We start from the raw sequence: 19367 nt of genomic DNA, 5'->3' as shown, positions 1-19367 counted from the left end.
GGATCCTTGCGATGTTTCATGTATGCGGCGTCACCAGGAAGATCTACCTTATTGCCAGCACTTTGCAATAAGGTGGATCGTGATGGAAAAACGCGACGCGGCCTCGTACACCGGAAGCACCAATCCGGCACTCGTCGACCGCACACTCACCGCCCTGCCCGATCTGGTGATGGCATGGGGCCACGGCTGGGCGGACTCCCGTGGCGTGCCCCGCCCGGCCGTCGTCCCGGGCGGCTTCCGGGCCGAGGTGGGACTGCGCGGTCACCGCGTGCGGTACGTGCTGCACACCTGGGATCGCGAGACGTTGGCAGCCCTTGACCGACAGGTCGCCGCACCCGGAACCTGGATCAAAGTCAGTGGAGGGCACGCCGACCTGCGCGAAGCCCTCTCGGCAGGCTGGACCATGGACACCACCGGCTACCTGATGAGCATCCGGTTCACCGCGGGCACCGCCGAAATCGGGCAGCCCTATGAGATTCAGGTCGCGACCGCCAGTGGGGTCGTCGTGGCGACCGTCGTCGACCGCGCAGGCGCCACGGCGGCTTCCGGACGCCTGGCACCCACCGGCGAGTTCGGCATCATCGACCAGGTGGAGACCGCACCGGCGCACCAGCGCCGCGGCCTGGGCACCGCCGTCATGCGGACGCTGAGCGACCACGCCGCGCGCAACGGGATGAGCACCGGACTACTCGTGGCCACCGACGATGGACGGCACCTGTACCAGTCACTCGGCTGGCGGGTGCGGTCCGAGGTCGCGGCGGCGTTCGTCCCCGAGGACTGAGACACCGGGCCTGTCCGCGCCGAGACGGTCGACCCGGGAGTCGGTCCCGGCACCGTCGCGGATCAGCAGATCCAGGTCCACGTAGAAGCGGCCCGACTCGCGCAACTCGCCCAGAAGCACACGCCGGGCGACATCGGCGATGAGCGCTCCCCCGAGGCTCACCCCGGACGCCAGCTGCGGCCAGCTGCTCAAGTCGACGCCGATACGCGGGATCGACGCGGCCAGCTTCGGGCTGATCTCGCCGATCATCTTGAGCACACTGTCGATGACCTCCGCGCGGCTGAGGTCGGCCAGGTCCGCCGAACCGATCGCGCCGAGAACGCCGTGCAGCAGCGGCCGGTCGGGCTCCAGGTCGAAGCGCTCGATGTCGAGCATGCCCCGGTCGTTGGTGTCCATCAGGACCGGGATGCGGCAGGTACGCGCCCATTCGCGGGCGGCGAGCTTGATGCGCGGCTCGTCGCACTCCTCGACCAGCAGGTCGATCGGGCCGCTGCCGCCGAGGAAGAACCGCTTGATGTTGTTGTCGTGCAGGCCGTCGGGGTAGACGTCCACGTCGAGGTACGGATCGAGCTCGAACAGCTGCCGGGCCGCGATGACTGTCTTGTTGACGCCGAGCTCGTGCACCCCGGCGCGCAACCGGTTGAGATTGGACAGGGCCAGGGTGTCGAAGTCCGCCAGGGTGAACGCGGTCGCGATCCCCTCGGTGGCCAGGGTCAGCGCCGCGCTGTTGCCGACCGACAGCCCGATCACACCGATCCGCCGTCCGGCGAGGCTGCGCTGCTGCTCCCGGCTGATCTTGCCCCGGTTGCGGTCGGTGCGCAGCAGCCGGAAGTCGTCGCGGTCGAGCAGGTGCACCAGCCGCCCCGACCAGGGATAGAACACCCACGTGCCGGCCTGCCACGGCTCGACGCCGCCCAGGTGTTCGGCCGACAGCCGCGCGAGCTGGTCACGATCGCCCTTCAGCGGCGGGTGCAAGGTGGCGGCCAGGTCGGTCACCTGCTCGGCGAACGTGTCGCAGACCTCGCGTACCCGTCCGGAGACCAGCAGGTGCTCGAACCGCTGCCGGTCGCTCTCGCCACCCGGCCGGAACAGTTCGGGACGCCAGGCGAGCACGTCGCCGTCGCGTTCCCGCTCGGCCAGCAGTTCCGGGATGCTCACCGGTCCTCCTTCCACACGAGCCCAGCGGGGCCGGAGGCCGACAAGGCCGCCGGGACGGTCGACTCCATGATGGACACCTCGGGTCCGTCCGGCTTCCACTCGTGGGCGAGCACGGAGTAGCTGACCACGTCGTGCCAGACGCCGTGGGTGTGGAACAGCTCCCGCATGAACCCCTCCTGGACCAGGCCGAGCCGGGTCATCCGCTCGTGCATGCGCAGGTAGTCGGTGCGCCTGCCGCCCCAGATGCGGTGCAGGGCGAGCGGGCCGAACCCGTACGCCATGAGCAGGCGGGAGGCGGTCACGCCACGGCCCACGCCCGACGATTCGGGGATCACGATGAGGCCGCCGAGCATCGCGTTGCGGCCGTACTCCTCCACCAGCAGCCGGACCACCCCGACCAGGTCGGGTGAGCCGTCGACGGTGATGGCCAAGGTGTACTGGGTGCGGGGCGTGCGGCGCGCCGCGGCCAGGTGCGCTTGCAGCGCGTCAGGCACCTCGGAGGTCGCCAGCTTGTCGAAGCCCATGAACTGGGTCAGCTCGGGATCGGTGTAGAGCCGTGTCAGGGGCGGCAGGTCCTGCTCGCACAGCTCCCGCAGGACGATGTCGCCGCCGTCGATGGTCACCGGAAAGGGCACGCGGAACCCCTCGTGGTCTGATGATTTCATGGCCGCGACTTCGATGTCCGCCGATCTTCGCAGCCTATGGGATGCGACGGAGGGGCCGCCTCAGCCGCCCGGATAGGGCCATCGAGCCACGTCGACGCCCCGAACCGGCCGCGCAGTCAACGCGCCTGCGTGGTGGCCGCCCGCAGTGCCGAGTGACAGATTTCAGCCGCGGCGGCGACGAGGTCAGCCCACTTCCGCACGCAGGGTGCGCCAAGCGAGCAGCGCGGTCAGTGCCGAAGCGGCGCGGGCCAGCGTCACGACCAGGCTCGGCTCGAGGATCTCCCCCAGCGCGCCACCGGCCGCCGCGGCGACGCCCTGCAACGTCATCGTCCCGGTCGCCGCCAGGCCGAACGCCTGACCGCGATGCGCCTGCGGCACCGCGTCGAGAAACCTTCGGGCCAACCCCAGCTGGTACGCGATGCCGAAGCCGGACGCGGCCAGCAGCCCCGCCGCGACGGCGGGCCCCGGGGCGAGCACGAAGGCGAGCAGCGGCGTGCCCAGCAGCAGAGCCAGCGGGCCGGCCAGCCGCTCCCGGCGCGCGGGGACGGCCAGACGGCCGATCACCAGGTCGCCGGCGAGCATGCCCAGCGCGACGGCGCAGAACAGGACACCCGCCGACGCCGGTGTGCCCACCTGGTCGGCGTACGGGACCAGGACTCCTTCCGCGCCGACGATCAGCGACGGCGGCAGCCACTGCGCGAGCAGCAGCGACCGGACCTCGGGCCGGCCGACCCCCGGGTGAGCTGGCACTCCGACGGCCCCACCGGCACCATCGAGGTGCGCACCGGCCCGCGCTCGCAACGGGAGCGATACCGGCTCGACGGCAAGGGTCTGCTGCTGATGCCCACCGTCTTCGGCACGCTGATCAGCTATGTCGAACCGCCCTGGCCGTACGCGCTGGTCTACCCGGCCCGCGGCGTCGCCGACCTGTTCGGCCCACCGCCGGGCGCGGCCGCGCCGCAGGCCCTGGGCCGGCTGGTGGGACCGCACCGGGCGGACGTGCTGCGGGCGCTGGCCGTGCCGGCGACCACCACGCAGCTCGTCCGCCAGCTCGGTCTCAGCCTCGGCACGATCGGCGGCCACCTGGCCGTGCTGCGGGAGGCAGGGCTGGTGACCGGGATACGCACCGGCCAGTCCGTCCGCTACCAGCGCACGGCCCTGGGCGATGCCCTCGGTGGTTGAAGCCGCGGCCCTTCACCACCAGTAGTTGTCCTGAGGCGCGTAATGCCTTTCCAGCTCGGCGATCTCGGCGTCGGTCAGCGACAGGTCCAGCGCCGCGACGGCGTCGGCGAGGTGATCCGCTTTCGTCGCACCGACGATCGGGCACGACACCACGGGCTTGGAGAGCAGCCAGGCCAGGGCTACGTGAGCCATCGGCACCCCGTGGGCTCCGGCCACCGCCTGGACGGCGTGGACGACCGGCTCGTCGACGTCACGGTCGAAGGCACGGGCGACGTCGTCCGAGGAGCCCCGGGCCGTCTGCTCGCCCCAGGGCCGGGCCGCGCGTCCCTTGGCCAGCGGTGAGTACGGAGTCAGCCCGACGCCCTGATCCAGGCACATCGGGATCATGTCGCGCTCTTCTTCGCGCTTGAGCACGTTGTACTGGTCCTGCATGGCCGAGAACGTGGTCCACCCGTTGAGTTCCGCGACGTGCTGCAGCTTCGCGAACTGCCAGGCCCACATCGACGACGCGCCGAGATAGCGCACCTTGCCCGCCTTGACCAGGGTGTCCAGGGTCGCCATCGTCTCCTCGACCGGTGTGGCGGGGTCGAAGCGGTGGATGTAGTAGACGTCGATGTAATCGGTGCCCAGCCGCCGCAGGGAGCCGTCGACCTGTTCGAGGATCGCCTTCCGGGACAGGCCGCTGCCGCCGGGGCCGTCGTGCATCCTCCCGCTGACCTTGGTGGCCAGCACGATGTCCTCACGGCGGGAGAACCTGCTGATCGCCCGCCCGACGAACTCCTCCGAGCTGCCGCCCTGGTAGACGTTCGCGGTGTCCCAGAACGTGATGCCCAGCTCGGCGGCCTGCCGGAAGAACGGGGCTGCGGCGTCCTCGTCCAGGGTCCACCGGTGCAGACCGCCCGCCGGGTCGCCGTAGCTCATGCAGCCCAGACCGATCCGGCTGACCTTCAACCCGGTCCGCCCCAGCCTCGTGTACTCCAAGGATCACCTCCGCAGCTGCCGGACTCCGACGCGATGGGCCTGATCCTGGCAAATGCGCGCTGCTCCCGCCGTGGCGGGGTGGTTCAGCGGGTGGTGATCGCGGAGCCGGCCGGGGCGACCAGCCACCACAGGGCGCCGAAAGCGTCCAGGCCCTGGCCGTTGGTGTCGCCCGCCTTGGCGTCCTTGACGAAGTAGTACAGCGGGTGGTTGTCGTAGACGACCTGCATGCTGCCGTCGGGGCGGGCCACAGTCTTGAGCTTGTCCGCGCTGACGCCTGAACCCGCCTGGGGCGCACCGGTGGTGACCAGCGGCGGCCAGGCGGCCGCGCAGGTGCCCTCGCACGTCGAGGTCCCGGCGGTGTCCGCCGCGAACAGATACAGCGACCTGCCTTGGCCATCGGTGAGGTAGGCGCCCATCGGGCCTTGTTTCGTCTGAACGGTGACGTGTTCAGCGGCGAGCCCGGTCATGCCGTGACCGGTGACGCCGCTCTCGGCGCGAGCCGCCGCCGGGGCGACGAGCGCCGCGGCGAGGAAGGCCAGTGCGATGACCGCTCGGCGCGGCCCGGTCGACTTCGTGGAGCCCATGTCAAATCCCTTCCCGTGAGGCCGGTCCTGACCTGCGCAATCCTAAGTCGGCCGGGCCTGGGCTCGGGCGACTTCGGTGCTATCGCCGCCGGGCCGCGAGGCCGATGTGCGCGGCCTCCTCAGCTCTCCGGCGAGGCCAGGGCCTGTACCACGGCATAGCCCGGAACCGAGGGCAGTTGCGGAAGAACGCCGTTCGCACGAAGGTGCACGGCCGCGTCCACGGCCGCGCCGAGGGCCAGCCGGAACAGCAGCGAGCCGAGGCTGACCCGGCGCACCCCGAGGTCGGCGAAGACGGCGAGCGAAGGCCCGTCCGCAGTGGCGAGGGCGTTGAGCGGCAACGCGGTCGCGCCCACGGCCGCTGCGACAGAGGCCGGATCGGTCAGACCCGGCACGAAGACGCCGTCCGCGCCCGCGTCCTGGTACGCCGCCAAGCGCGTGGCGGTCTGCCCTTCGCGTCCGCCGCCCAGCCAATGGGTGTCGGTGCGGGCGTTGACGAAGAGCCAGGGTACGGCTGACTTGACCGCGGTGATCTTCGCCGCGTGCAGGCGCGGTGGGGTGAGGCTGCCGTCGGCGCGGCCGTCCTCCAGGTTGACGCCGACCGCGCCCGCCTCGGCGAGTTCTGCCACAAGGTCGGCGATCTCGGCCGGGTCGTCGCTGAAGCCGCCCTCGATGTCGACGGTGAGCAGGAAGGATCCGCCGCCGATCCGGCGCGCGAGCAGCAGCGTCTCAGCGCGGGTCCGGCCGGTCCCGTCGGGCAGCCCGGCCGCGGCGGCGACACCGAGGCTGGTGGTGCCGACAGCGGCGAACCCGGCAGCGGCGAGGGCGGCCGCGGAGGCGTGGTCCCAGGCGTTCGGCAGCAGCAACGGCGCGCCGGGGCGGTGGTGCAGTTCGCGGAAAGCGTTGGCTGCGGATGGGCCGACGGTGCTCATGCCTGCTCCTCGAACTTGGTGGAGGCGCCGAGGCGGCCGCCGGCCCCGGCGTGGTGGTCCAGCGAGCCGGCGACGTGTGCGGCCGGGTCGTCCCGGACCAGCAGTCCGGCGGCGATCGCCAGTGCCTGGGCCTGGCCCGGACACCGGTGCGGCCCCGCGCCGAAGGCGAGCTGCGCCTGCTCGTCACCGGTACCGGGGTCGGGATCGGACTGATCGGCGAGGGCCTTCGCGGCCGTGACGTCGATCAGCACCGTTTCCCCGGCCCGGAGGTCCAGCGTGCCCACGCGGATGTCGGCCAATGCCCGTCGGCGCAGCGCGGTCACCGGCGGGTCATCGCGCAGCACCTGTGCGAGGAGAGCGTCCGCGCCACCTGGCGGGAGCCCGTCCGGCGCGCTCCGGCGGGCGTGCTCGACCAACCGGGCGGTCGCGTCGCACGCCTGTACCAGCAGCCCGATCCGCTGCGCGGCGGCCTCCAGGTTCGCCTCGCCGCCCGCATGGGCCGTCCGGGCGAGCAGCGACGCGACGGCCTCGTCGGCGGCTCTCGCCTGGGTGGGCGTGAGTTCGCCGCCGAAGTATCCGGCGGAGACGGCTACGACCGCTTCGGCGACCTCGTCCGGGCCGGGCAGGCCCAGTGCCTCGGCCAGGATGCGGACGACCGTGTGCCGGTCGTCCGGGCCGATCGCCGAGCTGGCGGCCGCCTGGCGTAGTTCGCGCGGGTCGAGGTCGACAAGCGCCGTCATCGCGTGGGCGCGCCGGCGGGCGTGGACGTGAGCGTCGCCGGTGAATCGGGCGACGGTGGCGCGCAGCCAGGCGAGTGAGCCGTCTTCTGCGTCCGTCTCGGCGGCGGGTTCGGGGATCAGCTGCGGCTCGTCGAGCACGGCGCGGGCATCGGCGTACGAGGTGACGGCGGACGCGGCGGAGATCGTCATGTGGCCGACGCTACGTGCGGAACACTTCGGTGTTCGCCGAACCGTGGCCGGGGCATGATGGGCCTCATGCCCGCGTTACCGCTGGCCCGGCTGGCCGGGCTGCTGGCCGACCCCACCCGGGCGGCGATGTGCCTGGCGCTGCTGGACGGCCGCGCCTGGACCGCCGGCGAACTGGCCCACCACGTGGGCGTCGTGGCGTCGACCGCGAGCGAGCAGCTGTCCCGGCTGGTCGCCGGCGGGCTGCTGGTCGAGGAGCGCCAGGGCCGGCACCGCTACTTGCGGTTGGCCGGGCCCGATACCGCCGCGCTGATCGAGGACCTGGCCGCGTTCGCGGCGAAGTCGGCTTCGGCGCCCGCGCCGCGCAATCTGCGGGACAGCATCCGGCGCAGCGCCGAGGCCCACGCCCGGACCTGCTACGACCATCTCGCCGGCCGCCTCGGCGTCGCCCTAGCGGACGCGCTGCTGGCACGCGGTGTCGTCACGCAGGAGGCGGGCCTGGCCGTGACCGGACCGGGCCGTGCCTGGCTGGCCGGAATAGGCATCGACCTGGACCCGAAGCGCCGCGGCGCGCGTCCACTGGTCCGCAGCTGCCTCGACTGGACCGAACGCCGCCCCCACCTCGCCGGTGTGCTCGGGGTGGCGCTGCGGGCGCACGCGATGAACACGGGCTGGCTCGAACCCGTCGGCACCGGCCGCGCCCTGCGGATCACCCCGTCCGGCGCCGACGCTCTCCACGAACTGTTCGGCATCGACGCCGCCTGAGCCTGCCTCGGTCCCTGCCTGTCCGGCAGCGCTTCCGGTCAGCGCGACAGGATCGCAGCCAGCTCCCCGAAGCCCCGGCGGCGCGCGTGTTCGAGGGCGTCCACCCCGTCCTTGTCGCCGATGTCCACCCGGGCTCCGGCCGCCACCAGGATCCGCGCGATCTCCTGGTACGGCCCAGATCCGTCGCCGAGGACGACGCATTCCAGCAGCGCGGTCCAGCCCAGATTGTTGACGTGGTTGACGTCGATGCCGAGCCGGTGACCGTCGACGGCCAGGTGGTGGCCGGCATCGGTGTCGGCGGCGCGCCGTCGGGCGACCTCGACGAGCAGTACGCCGCCGCGGGCGCGGCCAGCCTGCGCTGAACCCGGCGGCCGGGCCGCGGGCGGCTCGCCCGTGGCCCAGTCAGCCGGCCGTCGTGGCGCGGCGGGTCAGCACCTGTGGACCCGAGGCCGTGATGGCGACCGTGTGTTCGGAGTGGGCGGTGCGCGAGCCGTCGGCGGAGCGGATCGTCCAGCCGTCGGCGTCGTACTTGACCCGGTCGGTGGAGTGGCAGAGCCAGGGCTCGATCGCGATGGTGAGGCCGGGGACGAGTTTCACCCCACGACCGGCGCGGCCGCTGTTGGCGACGTGCGGGGCCTCGTGCATGGTGCGGCCGATGCCGTGGCCGCCGAACTCCCCGTTGACGCGGTAGCCGTAGGAGTGGGCGACCTCGCCGATCGCGTGGGAGACGTCGCCGAGGCGGCCGCCGGGCTGGGCGGCGGCGATGGCGGCCTCCAGCGCGACCTCGGTGGCCTCGATGAGTTTCAGGTCGGCCGGGTCGGGGGTGCCGACGACGACCGACAGCGCGGAGTCGGCGACCCAGCCGTCGATGCCGACCGCCATGTCGATGCTGAGCAGGTCGCCGTCGCGCAGCACGTAGTCGTGCGGCAGTCCGTGCAGCACCGCGTCGTTGACGGACAGGCACAGCACGTTGCGGAACGGGCCGCGACCGAACGAGGGGGCGTAGTCCCAGTAGCAGGACACCGCGCCGCGTTCGGCGATCCGGCGGCGGGCGCGGTGTTCGAGGTCCATCAGGTTGACGCCGACCGCCGCGGCACCGGCCAGTTCGGCGAGCAGTTCGCCGACGAACTGGCCGGTCACCGCCATGCGACCGATCTCCTCGGCGGACTTCAGCTCGATCACGACGGCTCCCTTCGTGGTATTTTTATGCGGGTATTTTTATACCACACGGGGACGTCTGCCTACCGCAGCGACCGCAGACCGGTCCGCACCTCCTCCACGAACGCCTCCGGCTGCTCCCAGGCCGGATAGTGGCCGCCCGCGGGCAGCCGGCGATAGTGGACGAGGTTCGGGTAGCCACGCTGCGCCCAGCTGCGGGGCGGCTGGTAGAGCTCGTCGGCGAAGACGCTCACCGCGACCGGGAGCTTGACGCCCTTGGCGGCGAAGAACGAAAACCTGTTCTCCGCATACAGCCGCGCTGAGGAGACGCCGGTGTTCGTCAGCCAGTACAGCGTGATGTTGTCGAGCACGTCGTCGCGCGAGAGGCTCTCCGCCGAGCCGTCGAACGCCCGCGAGATCAGCGCCAGGCTCTTGGCCTCCAGGTCGGTCATCCACGCCGCCAGGAACACCGGCGAGTCGGCCAGCCCGGTCAGCGTCTGCGGCCGCGAGCCCTGCTGCAGCGCGTACGTCACGTGCTTCCAGGTGAAGTCGAGCTGCTCGCACGCGGCCCGCTCCTCGTCGGACAGTCCGGCCGGCAGGTTCGCCAGCGCGTCGGCGGCGCCGATGACGTTCTGCTGGAACAGGACGTCGATGTCGTCGGGTACGACGCAGGCCATGTTGGTGTGGATGCCGGCAAGGCCCTCGACCTCCTGCGCGGCCATCAGGTCGGTGATGATCGCGCCCCAGTCGCCGCCCTGGGCCACGTAGCGGTCGTAGCCGAGGCGCTTCATGAGCTTGGCCCAGGTGCGGCCGATGCGGTCCGGACCCCAGCCGGGCTCGGTCGGCTTGCCGGAGAACCCGTAGCCCGGAAGCGAGGGGATGACCACGTGGAAGGCGTCGGCCGCGGTGCCGCCGTGGGCGGTGGGATCGGTCAGCGGCTCGATGACTTTCAAGAGCGCGGCCACCGAGTACGGCCAGCCGTGTGAGATGACGATCGGCAGGGCGTCGGGGTGTTCGGAGCGCACGTGGAGGAAGTGGATGTCGAGCCCGTCGATCTCGGTGACGAAGTTCGGGTACGTGTTCAGCCGCGCCTCGCAGCGCCGCCAGTCGTACTCCTCGGCCCAGTAGCGGGCGAGTTCTCTCATCGTGGCCAGTTGCGGGCCCTGGGAACGGTCGGTGACGGTCTCCCGCTCGGGCCAGCGCGTGTGCAGGATGCGCGCGCGCAGGTCCGCGAGGTCGGCGTCGGAGAACTCGACCCGGAACGGCCGGATCGCGGTCGTGTCGGTGTTCGCTGTCATGGCGGGGTGTTCCTTGCCGTTCGGGTTCGGGCGATGGAGGCGATCCCCGGGGTGACCGGGCGGGCCGGCGTGCGGCCGCCCGGTCACCCCGTTCGCTCAGCGCAGCGACCGCAGGCCGGTGCGGATCTCGTCGACCATGTACTCCGGCTGCTCCCAGGCGGCGAAGTGCCCGCCCTTGGGGAGCCGGTTGTAGTGGACGAGGTTCGGGTAGGCCTGCTCCGCCCAGCTCCTGGGCGCCTGGTACAGCTCGTCGGGGAACACGCTGACCGCGACGGGCAGCTTCACTCCCTTGACGCCGAAGAAGGAGAACCTGTTCTCGGCGTAGAGCCGCCCGGACGACACACCGGTGTTCGTCAGCCAGAAGTGCGTGACGTTGTCGAGCACGTCATCGCGGGTCAGGCCCTCGGGAACGCCGTCGAACGTCCGCGAGATCAGCGCCAGGCTGCGCGGATCGTGGTCGAGCAGCCATGCCGCCAGGAAGACCGGCGAATCCGCGAGCCCGGTGAGGGTCTGCGGCCGCGAGGCCATCTGCAGGGCGTAGGCGACGTGCTTCCAGGTGAAGTCGAGCTGCTCGCAGGTGGCCCGCTCCTCGTCGGACAGCCCGGCAGGCAGGTTCTCCAGCGCGTTGGCCGCGCCGATGACGTTGCGCTGGAACAGGTTGTCGATGTCGGCGGGCACCACACCGGCCATGTTGGTGTGCAGGCCGACCAGGCCCTCGACCTCCTGCGCGCCCATCAGGTCCACGACGATCGCGCCCCAGTCGCCGCCCTGGGCGACGTACCGGTCGTAGCCCAGGCGCCTCATCAGCTCGCCGTAGGCGCGGGCGATGCGGTCCGGGCCCCAGCCGCCCTCGGCCGGCTTGCCCGAGTATCCGTAGCCCGGCATCGACGGGATGATGACGTGGAAGGCGTCCTCGGCCGTGCCGCCGTGCGCGGTGGGGTCGGTGAGCGGCTCGATGAGCTTCAGCTGCTCGACGACCGAACCCGGCCAGCCGTGGCACACGATGATCGGCAGGGCGTTCTCGTGCTTGGACCGCACGTGGATGAAGTGGATGTCGAGCCCGTCGATCTCGGTGATGAAGTTCGGGTACGAGTTCAACCTGTCCTGGCAACGGAACCAGTCGTAGTCGTGCGCCCAGTACTGCGCCAGCGCCTGCATGGTGGCCAGCGTCGGGCCCTGCGACTGGTCGGAGACGGTCTCCTTCTCGGGCCAGCGCGTGTGGGCGATACGCGCGTGCATGTCCTTGAGATCGGCCTCGGAGACCTCGACCGTGAACGGCCGGATCGCCGAGCTGTCATTGGTGACAGACATGAGAGCTTCCTTGCTACTCGATGGGATGGTGGGACGACGTTCGGTCCTCACCGGGAAGGCGGCAGTGCCGCTTGCTTTCTCGCGGCGGAACCCCGGATTCGGCGGCCCCGCGCGGACGTGCCCTAGTCAGGCATTGATTGCCCCCATCTGCGGTGATTTTACGTCCGAGCGTCCTGCGCGGATACGCCCATCTGCGGCTCCGGCCCGTCTGCTCGCATCGGACTTGTCCACGATCGCCGCCAGGCGGGCGCTCCACCCCCGTGCCGACCCCCGGTGCACCCCCGGGTCCACCCCCGGCACCACGGTGCGCCGCGAACTTCGCGATCAGGCACCAACCGCGCAGGAGCACCGTTTCGAGCCGATCGCGAGCCGCCGCTCAGCCACCACCCACGCCGCTACCTGGAACAATTCGACCTATGGGCGCATCCGTCGCCGGAACCCGAGCAGGCCTGCGCGGGCGCGGCCGCGAACTGGCCGAGCTCGACAAGGCGCTCGCCGCCGCACGAGCGGGAACCAGCGCGGTGCTCGTGTTGCGCGGCGAGGCGGGCATCGGTAAGACCGCCCTGCTGAACTACGCCGAAGAACACGCCGCCGGCTTCGGCCTCACCGGCACCATGGGCGTCGAGACGGAGATGGCATTGCCCTACGCCGGTCTCCACCAGGTCTGCGCACCGCTGCTCGGCAGGCTGCCGCTGCTGCCCGCCCCGCAGCGCGACGCCCTCTCGGCCGCGCTCGGCCTGCGCGAAGACCCGGCGCCGAACCCCTTCCTCGTCGGCCTGGCGGCGCTCAGCCTGCTCTCCCGCGCCGCCGAGGAGAGGCCGCTGGTGTGCCTGCTCGACGACGTCCACTGGCTCGACGAGCAGTCCCTGCAGGCCATCGCCTTCGTCGCCCGGCGGCTCGCGGCCGAACCCATCGCGATGATCCTCACCCTGCGCTCCCCCGGCGACCGCGGCGAACTGGCCGACCTGCCCACCCTGACCGTGCCCGGCCTCAACGACACCGATGCCCAGGACCTGCTGACCTCGGCCGCGCACGTCCCGTTCGACCCCCGGGTACGCGACCGCATCGTCGCCGAGGCACACGGCAACCCGATGGCCCTGCTCCTGCTCCCCCGCCTGGTCCCGCCCGCCGAACTGGCGGGCGGACTGTGGCTGGCCGGCCGCCGTCCCGTGGCCGAGGACCTGGAGGAAGCGTTCCACCTGTGCTTTCGCCGGCTTCCTCCGGACACCAGACGCCTGCTGCTCACCGCCGCCGCCGAGCCCACCGGAGACGCCGACCTGCTGTGGAGGGCCGCCGAGCGGCAACACCTCCCGGCGGATGCGGCCGCGCCGGCCGAAACCGCAGGCCTGATCACGTTCGACACCATGGTGCGGTTCCCGCACCCGCTGGCCCGCTCGGCGATCTACCAGAAAGCGTCGGCGCCCGAACGCCGAGCCGCTCACCGCGCACTGGCCGAGGCCACCGACCCCCACCAGGACCCCGACCGCCGGGCATGGCACGCCGGCCAGGCCACCACCCGGCCCGACGAGGCGCTGGCCACCGAACTGGAGGACTGCGCACGCCGGGCGTACCGCAGAGGCGGAGCCGCCGCGGCCGCCGCGTTCATGCACCGCAGCGCGCAACTGACCCCCGACCCGGCACGCCGGGCCGCCAGAGCGCTGGCCGCCGCCCAGACGAGCATCGACGCGGGTGGCCTCGCCCAGGCCCATGCCATGCTCGCGACCGCCGCCGACGGGCCGCTGGACGAACCGAACCTCGCCCAGCTCGAACGGCTGCGCGCCCGCCTGGTCTTCATCCAGGAACGCGGCACCGAGGCGCCCCGGATGCTCCTGGACGCCGCCCGACGGCTCGCACCCCTGGACGCCGCACTCGCCCGCGACACCCTGCTGGAGTCCCTCGGCGCGGACCTCTACGCCGGCCGGCTCAACACCGGACCCGGCCGCCCGGACATCGCCCGCGCCATCCGAGCCATACCCGCACCGAACCCGCCCCGGACGCTCGACCTCCTGCTCGACGCCGTCGCCACCCTGATCACCGACGGCCACCGCGCCGGGGCGGGCCCGCTACACCGGGCCCTGCGGGCTGTCCAGGACGAACAGCGCTCCGCGGCCACCGGCGCGGACCTGCGCTGGATGTGGCTGGCCTGCCCGGTCACACCGGAACCGCTGGCGCCCGAACTCTGGGACGACGACGCCTGGCACGAACTGGCCACCGGGGCCGTGAACCTCGCCCGTGACGCCGGCGCCCTCGCGTTCCTGCCGATGGCGCTCAGCTACGAAGCCTGCTACCGCGTCCACACCGGCGACCTCGCCACTGCGGCCGCCCTCGCCGATGAGGCGACCGCCATCTCGACCGCCACCGGCGCCGCCCCCATGGTCCACCCTGCCCTGGTCCTCGACGCCTGGCGGGCCCACGAGACCCGCGCCCGCCGGCTGCTCGAAGCGGTGCGCGGCGAAGCAACCGCCCGGGGCGAAGGGCGCGCGCTCGCCATCGCCGACTACGCCGCCGCGGTCCTGGACAACGGCCTGGCCCGCTACGACGACGCCCTGGCCGGCGCGACCCGGGCGGGCCAGTACGACGACCTGGGACTGTACGGCTGGGTGCTGGTCGAACTGATCGAGGCCGCCGCCCACAGCGGCCACCCGCACGCCGCCGCGACCGCGCTCGACAAGCTCACCGAACGCACCCGGGCAGGCGCGACCGAATGGGCCAAAGGCATGGAGGCCCGCTCGCGGGCGCTGCTGTCCGACGGCCCCGACGCCGACGCGCTCTACCGCCAGGCGATCAAGCACCTGGACCGTTGCCGGATCGCCGTCCACCAGGGCCGCGCCCGCCTGGTGTACGGCGAATGGCTGCGCCGGCAGGGCCGCCGCGCGCTGGCTCGCGAGCAACTGCGCGCCGCCTACGACATGCTCACCCGGGCCGGGGCCGACGGCTTCGCCGAACGCGCCCGCAAGGAACTGCTCGCCACCGGCGAGACCGTGCGCCGGAGGTCCGCATCCGCCCTCGCCGAACTCACCGGCCAGGAGGCACAGGTCGCCCAGCTGGCCCGCGAAGGACGCACCAACGTCGAGATCGCCGGCCGGCTGTTCATCAGCCCGCGCACCGTCGAGTGGCACCTGGGCAAGGTGTTCACCAAGCTCGGCATCACCTCGCGCAAGGACCTGCGCGCCGCGTTCAGCTCGCCGCCCGCGGACGGGATCCGGTCGACGAGCACGAAGTGAGGGGGCCGGCCCGGACTGCCTCATCCGGACCGGCCCCCTCTTTTCTGTGGTGGATCAGGCCACAGGCTCTACCCAGATGTTGCGGTAGAACAGGTTGGCTCCCGGGTCACCGTGGTCCTGGAACCGCAGCGGTCCGGGGGCCGAGGTCTCCGCCGCGCCGTTGCCGGTCGGGCCGTTGATCTCGGCGTTGTTGATGACCGTGACACCGTTCCAGACGACCGTGACGCGGGCGTTCTCAGTCTTGGTGGTCCCGTTGTACCGGGCCGCCCGGAACGTCACGTCGTAGGTCTGCCACGTCTGCGGCGCGGTGGCCGCGTTGACCGACGGTGCGATCTTCTCGTAGATCGCGCCGCACTCGTTGTTGGCGAGGGTGGTGTCGCCGTACGAGTCCAGCACCTGCAGCTCGTACCGGTCCTGCAGGTAGATGCCGCTGTTGGCCCGTTGCTGGCCGGTGACGTCGCCCGGCAGCAGCGGCAGCCAGAACTCGGCGTGCAGCTTGAAGTCACCGAACGCCTGCTTGGACTTGATGTCGCCGCCGAGGACCTCGACGCCGCCGTTGCCCAGCGGCCACGTCACCGGGGTGCCGTTGGAGTGCTGGAAGTTGTCCATGTTGGTGCCGTCGAACAGCACGATCCGAGTCGGCTGGGTGGTCGTCCCGTACGCCTCGAACTCGTAGATGCGGGCGGCGCCGTTGCCGTCGCTGGCCGGGGTCGTGATGTTCAGCCTGATGTAGCGGGCCGACGTCGCGGTGATGTTGTGGGTGGTGACGCTGGCCGTGTTCGCGGTGACGGTCGCGACCGTGGTCCAGCTGGTGCCGTTGGTCGACACCTGCAGGTTGAAGTCGCGGGTGTTCCAGGCGGTGTTCTCCCCGCCCGCCCCGGCGTGCCGGACGACCAGCTGGGCCACCGTCTGCGCGGAGCCGAGGTCGACCTGCAGCCACTTGGAGCTGCCGAGCGAGCACCACTTGTCGGCGTTGCCGCCCGACACGCTGCCGTTGACCGCCTTGGCGGGGCCTTCGGTCGTGCCGCAGGAGCTGTCCGCGGTCGCCGTCTTGTTGAGCGCGAGGTTGCCGGCCGGCGGCGCGGTGCTGCCGTAGGCCTCGAACTCGTAGATGCGGGCCGCGCCGTTGCCGGTGGTGCCGCCCGCGGTGATGTTCAGCCTGATGTATCTGGCCGATGTCGCGGTGATGTTGTGGGTGGTGGTGTTGGCTGTGTTGCCACTGACGGTCGCCGCCGTGGTCCAGCTCGTGCCGTTCGTCGACGTCTGGATGTTGAAGTCGCGGGTGTTCCAGCCCGCGTCCTCACCACCGGCCCCGGCGTGCTGGACGACGAACCGGGTGAGGTTCTGCGCCGAGCCGAGGTCGACCTGCAGCCACTTGGAGCTGCCGAGCGAGCACCACTTGTCGGCGTTGCCGCCGTTGACGGTGCCGTTGACGGCCTGCGCCGGGCCCTCGGAGGTGGCGCAGGAGCTGTCGGCCGTGGCCGGCTTGTTCAGCGCCAGGTTGCTGGACGGCGCCGCGCCGGGAATGTTGTTGAGGGTGTACCAGACCTCGGTGTTCCACAGCGACTGGCCGTTGGTCGAACCGAACGGCCGCGGCGAGCGGATGTGCACGACCCGGCCGGCCTTCAGGCCGTTGATCACCAGGGTGACCTTCTTGCCGTCGGCGGACAGGGTCGCCGAGGACACCGACAGCGTCTCCTCGTCGATCTTCGGGCCGCCGTAGGCTGCGGTCGGGACGTAGCGCCACTGCTTGACCCGGTACTTGGTGGCCAGGCTGGTGGCGGTCGCCGCCGACAGCGGCTGGGTGTACTCGATCTCGAAGCCGTTGGACAGGGCCTTCATGTTGAGCATGTCGAAGGCGTTGTTGCCGTTCGGGATCAGCTTCTGCAGGCCGAAGTTCAGCTTGCCGGACTGGCCCCAGTTGCCGCCGCCGCCGATGCCGCCGACGTAGATCGCGCCGTCGGGGCCGACGTTGACCTCGGAGATGCCGGCTTCCAGGCCCTGCGTCATGCGGAACAGGGCGCCCTGGTACTCGCCGTTGACCTTCTCGACCGCGGCGCGCTGCAGGCCGCCGTAGGTGACGTCGCCGATGACGAACTGCCCGGCGTACAGGCCGCTGGTCATGTACTTCGGGGTGCTCGGCGAGTTGCCGATCTCGTTCTGCGGCAGCCAGATCACCGGCGGGGTGACCGGGGCGCTGTCGAACGGGCCGGCCGGGTTGAGGTAGTGGTTGAAGAACCGGCCCTGCTTGATGTGCACCAGCTTGGAGGCCGGCTGCCAGCCGCCCTGGTTGTCGGTGACGAACAGGCCGTTCTCCGGGCCCCAGCCGATGCCGTGCGGGGTCCGCAGACCGCCGGCGACGTACGTCCACGCGCCCGTGTCCTTGTTGATCTTGATGGTGGTGCCGCGGTTGCCCACCACCTGCGGGTTGGTGGTGTTGCCGCCGTAGTCGATGCCGACCGAGAGGTTGAGGTAGAAGTACGGGGCCTCGTACATCAGGCCGAACGCGAACTCGTGGAACGTTCCGCCGTACGGCCAGGTCGCGACCTGCTGGTACTGGTCGGTGACCTCGTCGCCGTTGGTGTCGACGAGCCTGGTCAGCCGCATCTTCTCGGATACGTAGATGACCCCGTCGACGACCTTCAGGCCCATCGGCTCCTTGAGCGCGCTGGCCACCCGCTTGGTCGTGACCGTGCTCGGGTTGGCGTTGCCGCTGGTGTTGCCCAGGATCCAGACCTCACCTGCCTGCGAGGTGCCGGAGTCGTTGGTGCCGCCCCAGGTGCAGATGACCAGGCGGCCGTCGGCGAGCCAGTCCATGCCGGTGACCCGCGGCTCGAACCCGCTCGGGCGCAGGTTGGCGAGGTTGAAGTTCGGGTGCACGGAGGTCAGCGGCAGGCCGTCGCCCGGCGAGTCACCGGCGCCCTCGCACTCCTTCTTGCCGGGCGCGGTGACCCGCACGACCCCGGCGTCGGTGCTCAGCACCGAGTTCGGCACGGTCACGAACGACGTCGAGCCGGGCGTCTGCCACTGCAGCGTCAGCTGCTGGCCGCCGCCGGCCTCGAAGAAGTCGACGCGCAGCGCGTGGTAGCCGGTCGTCAGCGTGACAGCGCCGTCCTTGGCCGTCGCGCCGTGCAGGCCGTCGTGGTTGATGACCACGTTGTCATCGATCAGCAGCCGGGACCCGTCGTCGCTGATCAGCCGGAAGGTGTAGCTGCCCGCGGTGGGGATGTTCACGTAGCCCAGGGCTTGGGTGTAGAAGTTGTCCTCATACCCGAACTGGGCGGACGTGGTCCAGTCGATCGTCGACATGAGCTTGTCGACGTTGGGTGTCTGCGCCGGCTTGAGGTTGCAGAGCGCGCTCAGCGCGACCTGCAGGTCGAAGGTGCGCAGGGTGATGCCGGGTGTCTGCGGTGGCGGAGCGGCGGCAGCGGCGGTGGCGGGCAACCACCCGGCCGCGGCGATGACCGCTGTAGTGAGGGCGCCCGCCATAGTCAGGCGCGCCCATCGGGACGGATGGAACACTTTTCCTCCAGTGTGAGCGGGACTGGTGCGCTTCGTCCTTCGACGTGGCAACCCGCTCACGGCGGCGTGCCAGGACATTGGACGGTAACGCGATCTGTCCTGAAGCGACCTGGCACGCCGATGCCTGGCATGGACACCATAAAATTCTTTTTTCGAGATGTACAGATGTATTCAAAGTTTGGTCGGAACTTTTGACGATCGTGGCAAAAGTTGTGGGAGCAGCTCGACGAGCCCGGTGACGGCGAGCCGCGCTCGCGCTCGAACCGGGCGGAGAATCCCCCCTTGACCTCGGGCCATTGCGCCACTCGTGACTCATGTTTGTCAATGGCTTGCTCGTGCCGACACGCCGTGCCGTCGAGGTCGCGTCCTGCATGCGACCGGGCCGGTCTACTGTGGACGTCTCGCGCCCGGTCGATGTGCCAGCTGACTCAGGGAGACCATCTGTCCGAGAGCGACCTCTACTACCCGGCCACCTGGTGCGCACGGCTGGACGCCGACACGCTCACCCTGCGCAAAGCCACCGTCGACCCGGGCAGACTGCCCGACGCGGGGGTGGACAAGCTGTACCTGCCCGATGCGCTCGTCCCGTACGGCAGCGGTTTCCTCATGAGCGGCCAGACGCTCACCGGGGTCGGCGGCATCTACGGCGTCGGCGGGCTGTGGATCTCCGAGGACGGCTGCGACTGGACGAAGGACAAGGTGCGCGACCACGGGTTCGACAAGGTGGACAGCGTCTCTGATTACCTGTGTTTGCCTGAGGGAGTCAGGCGTTTCGGGTGGGGGCGTGGCCGTGTCGTGCCGGGTCCGTAGTCGCCGGTGAGGGTGATTGCGGGGGTGGCGCGGACGTGGTGGAAGCCGGTCCGGTGGTGCCGTGGTTTCAGGT

At 71.1% G+C, this 19367-nt stretch carries 15 protein-coding genes and 2 pseudogenes; 6 read left to right on the top strand and 11 right to left on the bottom strand.

Features of this window, described 5'->3' with window-relative positions; all coding sequences use genetic code 11:
* Positions 1-22: 22 nt before the first annotated feature.
* Positions 23-781 carry a GNAT family N-acetyltransferase gene (locus AB0B35_RS20225; RefSeq protein ID WP_361047547.1) on the top strand — a complete coding sequence of 253 codons (759 nt, stop codon included), beginning with the start codon at positions 23-25 and terminating at the stop codon, positions 779-781.
* Here AB0B35_RS20225 and AB0B35_RS20220 read toward each other — a convergent pair.
* The 3 genes and pseudogenes from AB0B35_RS20220 to AB0B35_RS20210 form a co-directional block, all read right to left on the bottom strand.
* A complete protein-coding gene (locus AB0B35_RS20220) occupies positions 725-1939 on the bottom strand; it encodes a ThiF family adenylyltransferase (RefSeq protein WP_361047545.1) in 1215 nt (404 codons plus the stop codon). The two genes, AB0B35_RS20225 and AB0B35_RS20220, sit on opposite strands and share 57 nt — an antisense overlap.
* Complete coding sequence (locus AB0B35_RS20215; RefSeq protein WP_361047542.1) at positions 1936-2574, bottom strand: GNAT family protein; 639 nt, start codon at positions 2572-2574, stop codon at positions 1936-1938. The genes AB0B35_RS20220 and AB0B35_RS20215 overlap by 4 nt, the downstream gene beginning before the upstream one ends.
* 213 nt (positions 2575-2787) lie before the next feature.
* Positions 2788-3321 (bottom strand): annotated as a pseudogene (locus AB0B35_RS20210) (MFS transporter); the annotation flags it as partial.
* 93 nt (positions 3322-3414) lie between these two features.
* On the opposite strand from AB0B35_RS20210, the pseudogene AB0B35_RS20205 reads away from it, so the two are divergent.
* A pseudogene (locus AB0B35_RS20205) lies at positions 3415-3786 on the top strand (winged helix-turn-helix domain-containing protein); the annotation flags it as partial.
* Positions 3787-3798: 12 nt separating this feature from the next.
* Here the strand turns inward: AB0B35_RS20205 and AB0B35_RS20200 are convergent.
* The 4 genes from AB0B35_RS20200 to AB0B35_RS20185 form a co-directional block, all read right to left on the bottom strand.
* The gene (locus tag AB0B35_RS20200) at positions 3799-4767 is read right to left on the bottom strand and encodes an aldo/keto reductase (RefSeq protein ID WP_361047540.1); all 969 of its coding nucleotides are present in this window, start codon (positions 4765-4767) and stop codon (positions 3799-3801) included.
* Between the two features lie 83 nt (positions 4768-4850).
* A complete protein-coding gene (locus AB0B35_RS20195; protein WP_361047538.1) occupies positions 4851-5351 on the bottom strand; it encodes a hypothetical protein in 501 nt (166 codons plus the stop codon).
* A gap of 119 nt (positions 5352-5470) precedes the next feature.
* The gene (locus AB0B35_RS20190) at positions 5471-6280 is read right to left on the bottom strand and encodes an isocitrate lyase/phosphoenolpyruvate mutase family protein (protein WP_361047536.1); all 810 of its coding nucleotides are present in this window, start codon (positions 6278-6280) and stop codon (positions 5471-5473) included.
* Positions 6277-7209: a cytochrome P450 gene (locus AB0B35_RS20185; protein ID WP_361047535.1), complete on the bottom strand. Its 933-nt coding sequence runs from the start codon at positions 7207-7209 to the stop codon at positions 6277-6279. The genes AB0B35_RS20190 and AB0B35_RS20185 overlap by 4 nt, the downstream gene beginning before the upstream one ends.
* 66 nt (positions 7210-7275) lie before the next feature.
* Here AB0B35_RS20185 and AB0B35_RS20180 point away from each other — a divergent pair, with 66 nt between their 5' ends.
* Both AB0B35_RS20180 and AB0B35_RS20175 read left to right on the top strand, forming a co-directional pair.
* On the top strand, positions 7276-7971 hold the full coding sequence (locus tag AB0B35_RS20180) for a winged helix-turn-helix domain-containing protein (protein WP_361047532.1): 696 nt from the start codon (positions 7276-7278) through the stop codon (positions 7969-7971).
* 233 nt (positions 7972-8204) lie between these two features.
* Positions 8205-8333: a hypothetical protein gene (locus AB0B35_RS20175; protein WP_361047530.1), complete on the top strand. Its 129-nt coding sequence runs from the start codon at positions 8205-8207 to the stop codon at positions 8331-8333.
* A 40-nt stretch (positions 8334-8373) separates the two neighbouring features.
* On the opposite strand, the gene map is transcribed toward AB0B35_RS20175, so the two are convergent.
* The 3 genes from map to AB0B35_RS20160 form a co-directional block, all read right to left on the bottom strand.
* Entirely contained in the window at positions 8374-9153 is a 780-nt protein-coding gene (gene map / locus AB0B35_RS20170; RefSeq protein WP_361047528.1) for a type I methionyl aminopeptidase, read from the bottom strand.
* Between the two features lie 59 nt (positions 9154-9212).
* Entirely contained in the window at positions 9213-10427 is a 1215-nt protein-coding gene (locus AB0B35_RS20165) for an epoxide hydrolase family protein (protein WP_361047524.1), read from the bottom strand.
* Positions 10428-10523: 96 nt separating this feature from the next.
* Positions 10524-11738, bottom strand: a complete 1215-nt coding sequence (locus tag AB0B35_RS20160; RefSeq protein WP_361047521.1) for an epoxide hydrolase family protein — start codon at positions 11736-11738, stop codon at positions 10524-10526.
* Positions 11739-12154: 416 nt separating this feature from the next.
* On the opposite strand from AB0B35_RS20160, the gene AB0B35_RS20155 reads away from it, so the two are divergent.
* Positions 12155-14962 (top strand): AAA family ATPase, encoded by a 2808-nt coding sequence (locus tag AB0B35_RS20155; protein WP_361047519.1) that lies wholly within the window; start codon positions 12155-12157, stop codon positions 14960-14962.
* A gap of 54 nt (positions 14963-15016) precedes the next feature.
* Here AB0B35_RS20155 and AB0B35_RS20150 read toward each other — a convergent pair whose 3' ends face one another.
* Positions 15017-18451 carry a discoidin domain-containing protein gene (locus tag AB0B35_RS20150; RefSeq protein WP_361047517.1) on the bottom strand — a complete coding sequence of 1145 codons (3435 nt, stop codon included), beginning with the start codon at positions 18449-18451 and terminating at the stop codon, positions 15017-15019.
* 447 nt (positions 18452-18898) lie between these two features.
* Between AB0B35_RS20150 and AB0B35_RS20145 the strand changes: the two genes are divergently transcribed.
* Positions 18899-19294, top strand: coding sequence for a hypothetical protein (locus AB0B35_RS20145; RefSeq protein ID WP_361047514.1), 396 nt, complete (start codon positions 18899-18901; stop codon positions 19292-19294).
* Positions 19295-19367 lie beyond the last annotated feature (73 nt).

This window comes from Catellatospora sp. NPDC049133 (assembly GCF_040648455.1).
Lineage (GTDB): Bacteria > Actinomycetota > Actinomycetes > Mycobacteriales > Micromonosporaceae > Catellatospora > Catellatospora aurea.
The sequence above is the reverse complement of the archived record's forward strand: the minus strand, read 5'-3'. Positions and strand labels throughout refer to the sequence as shown.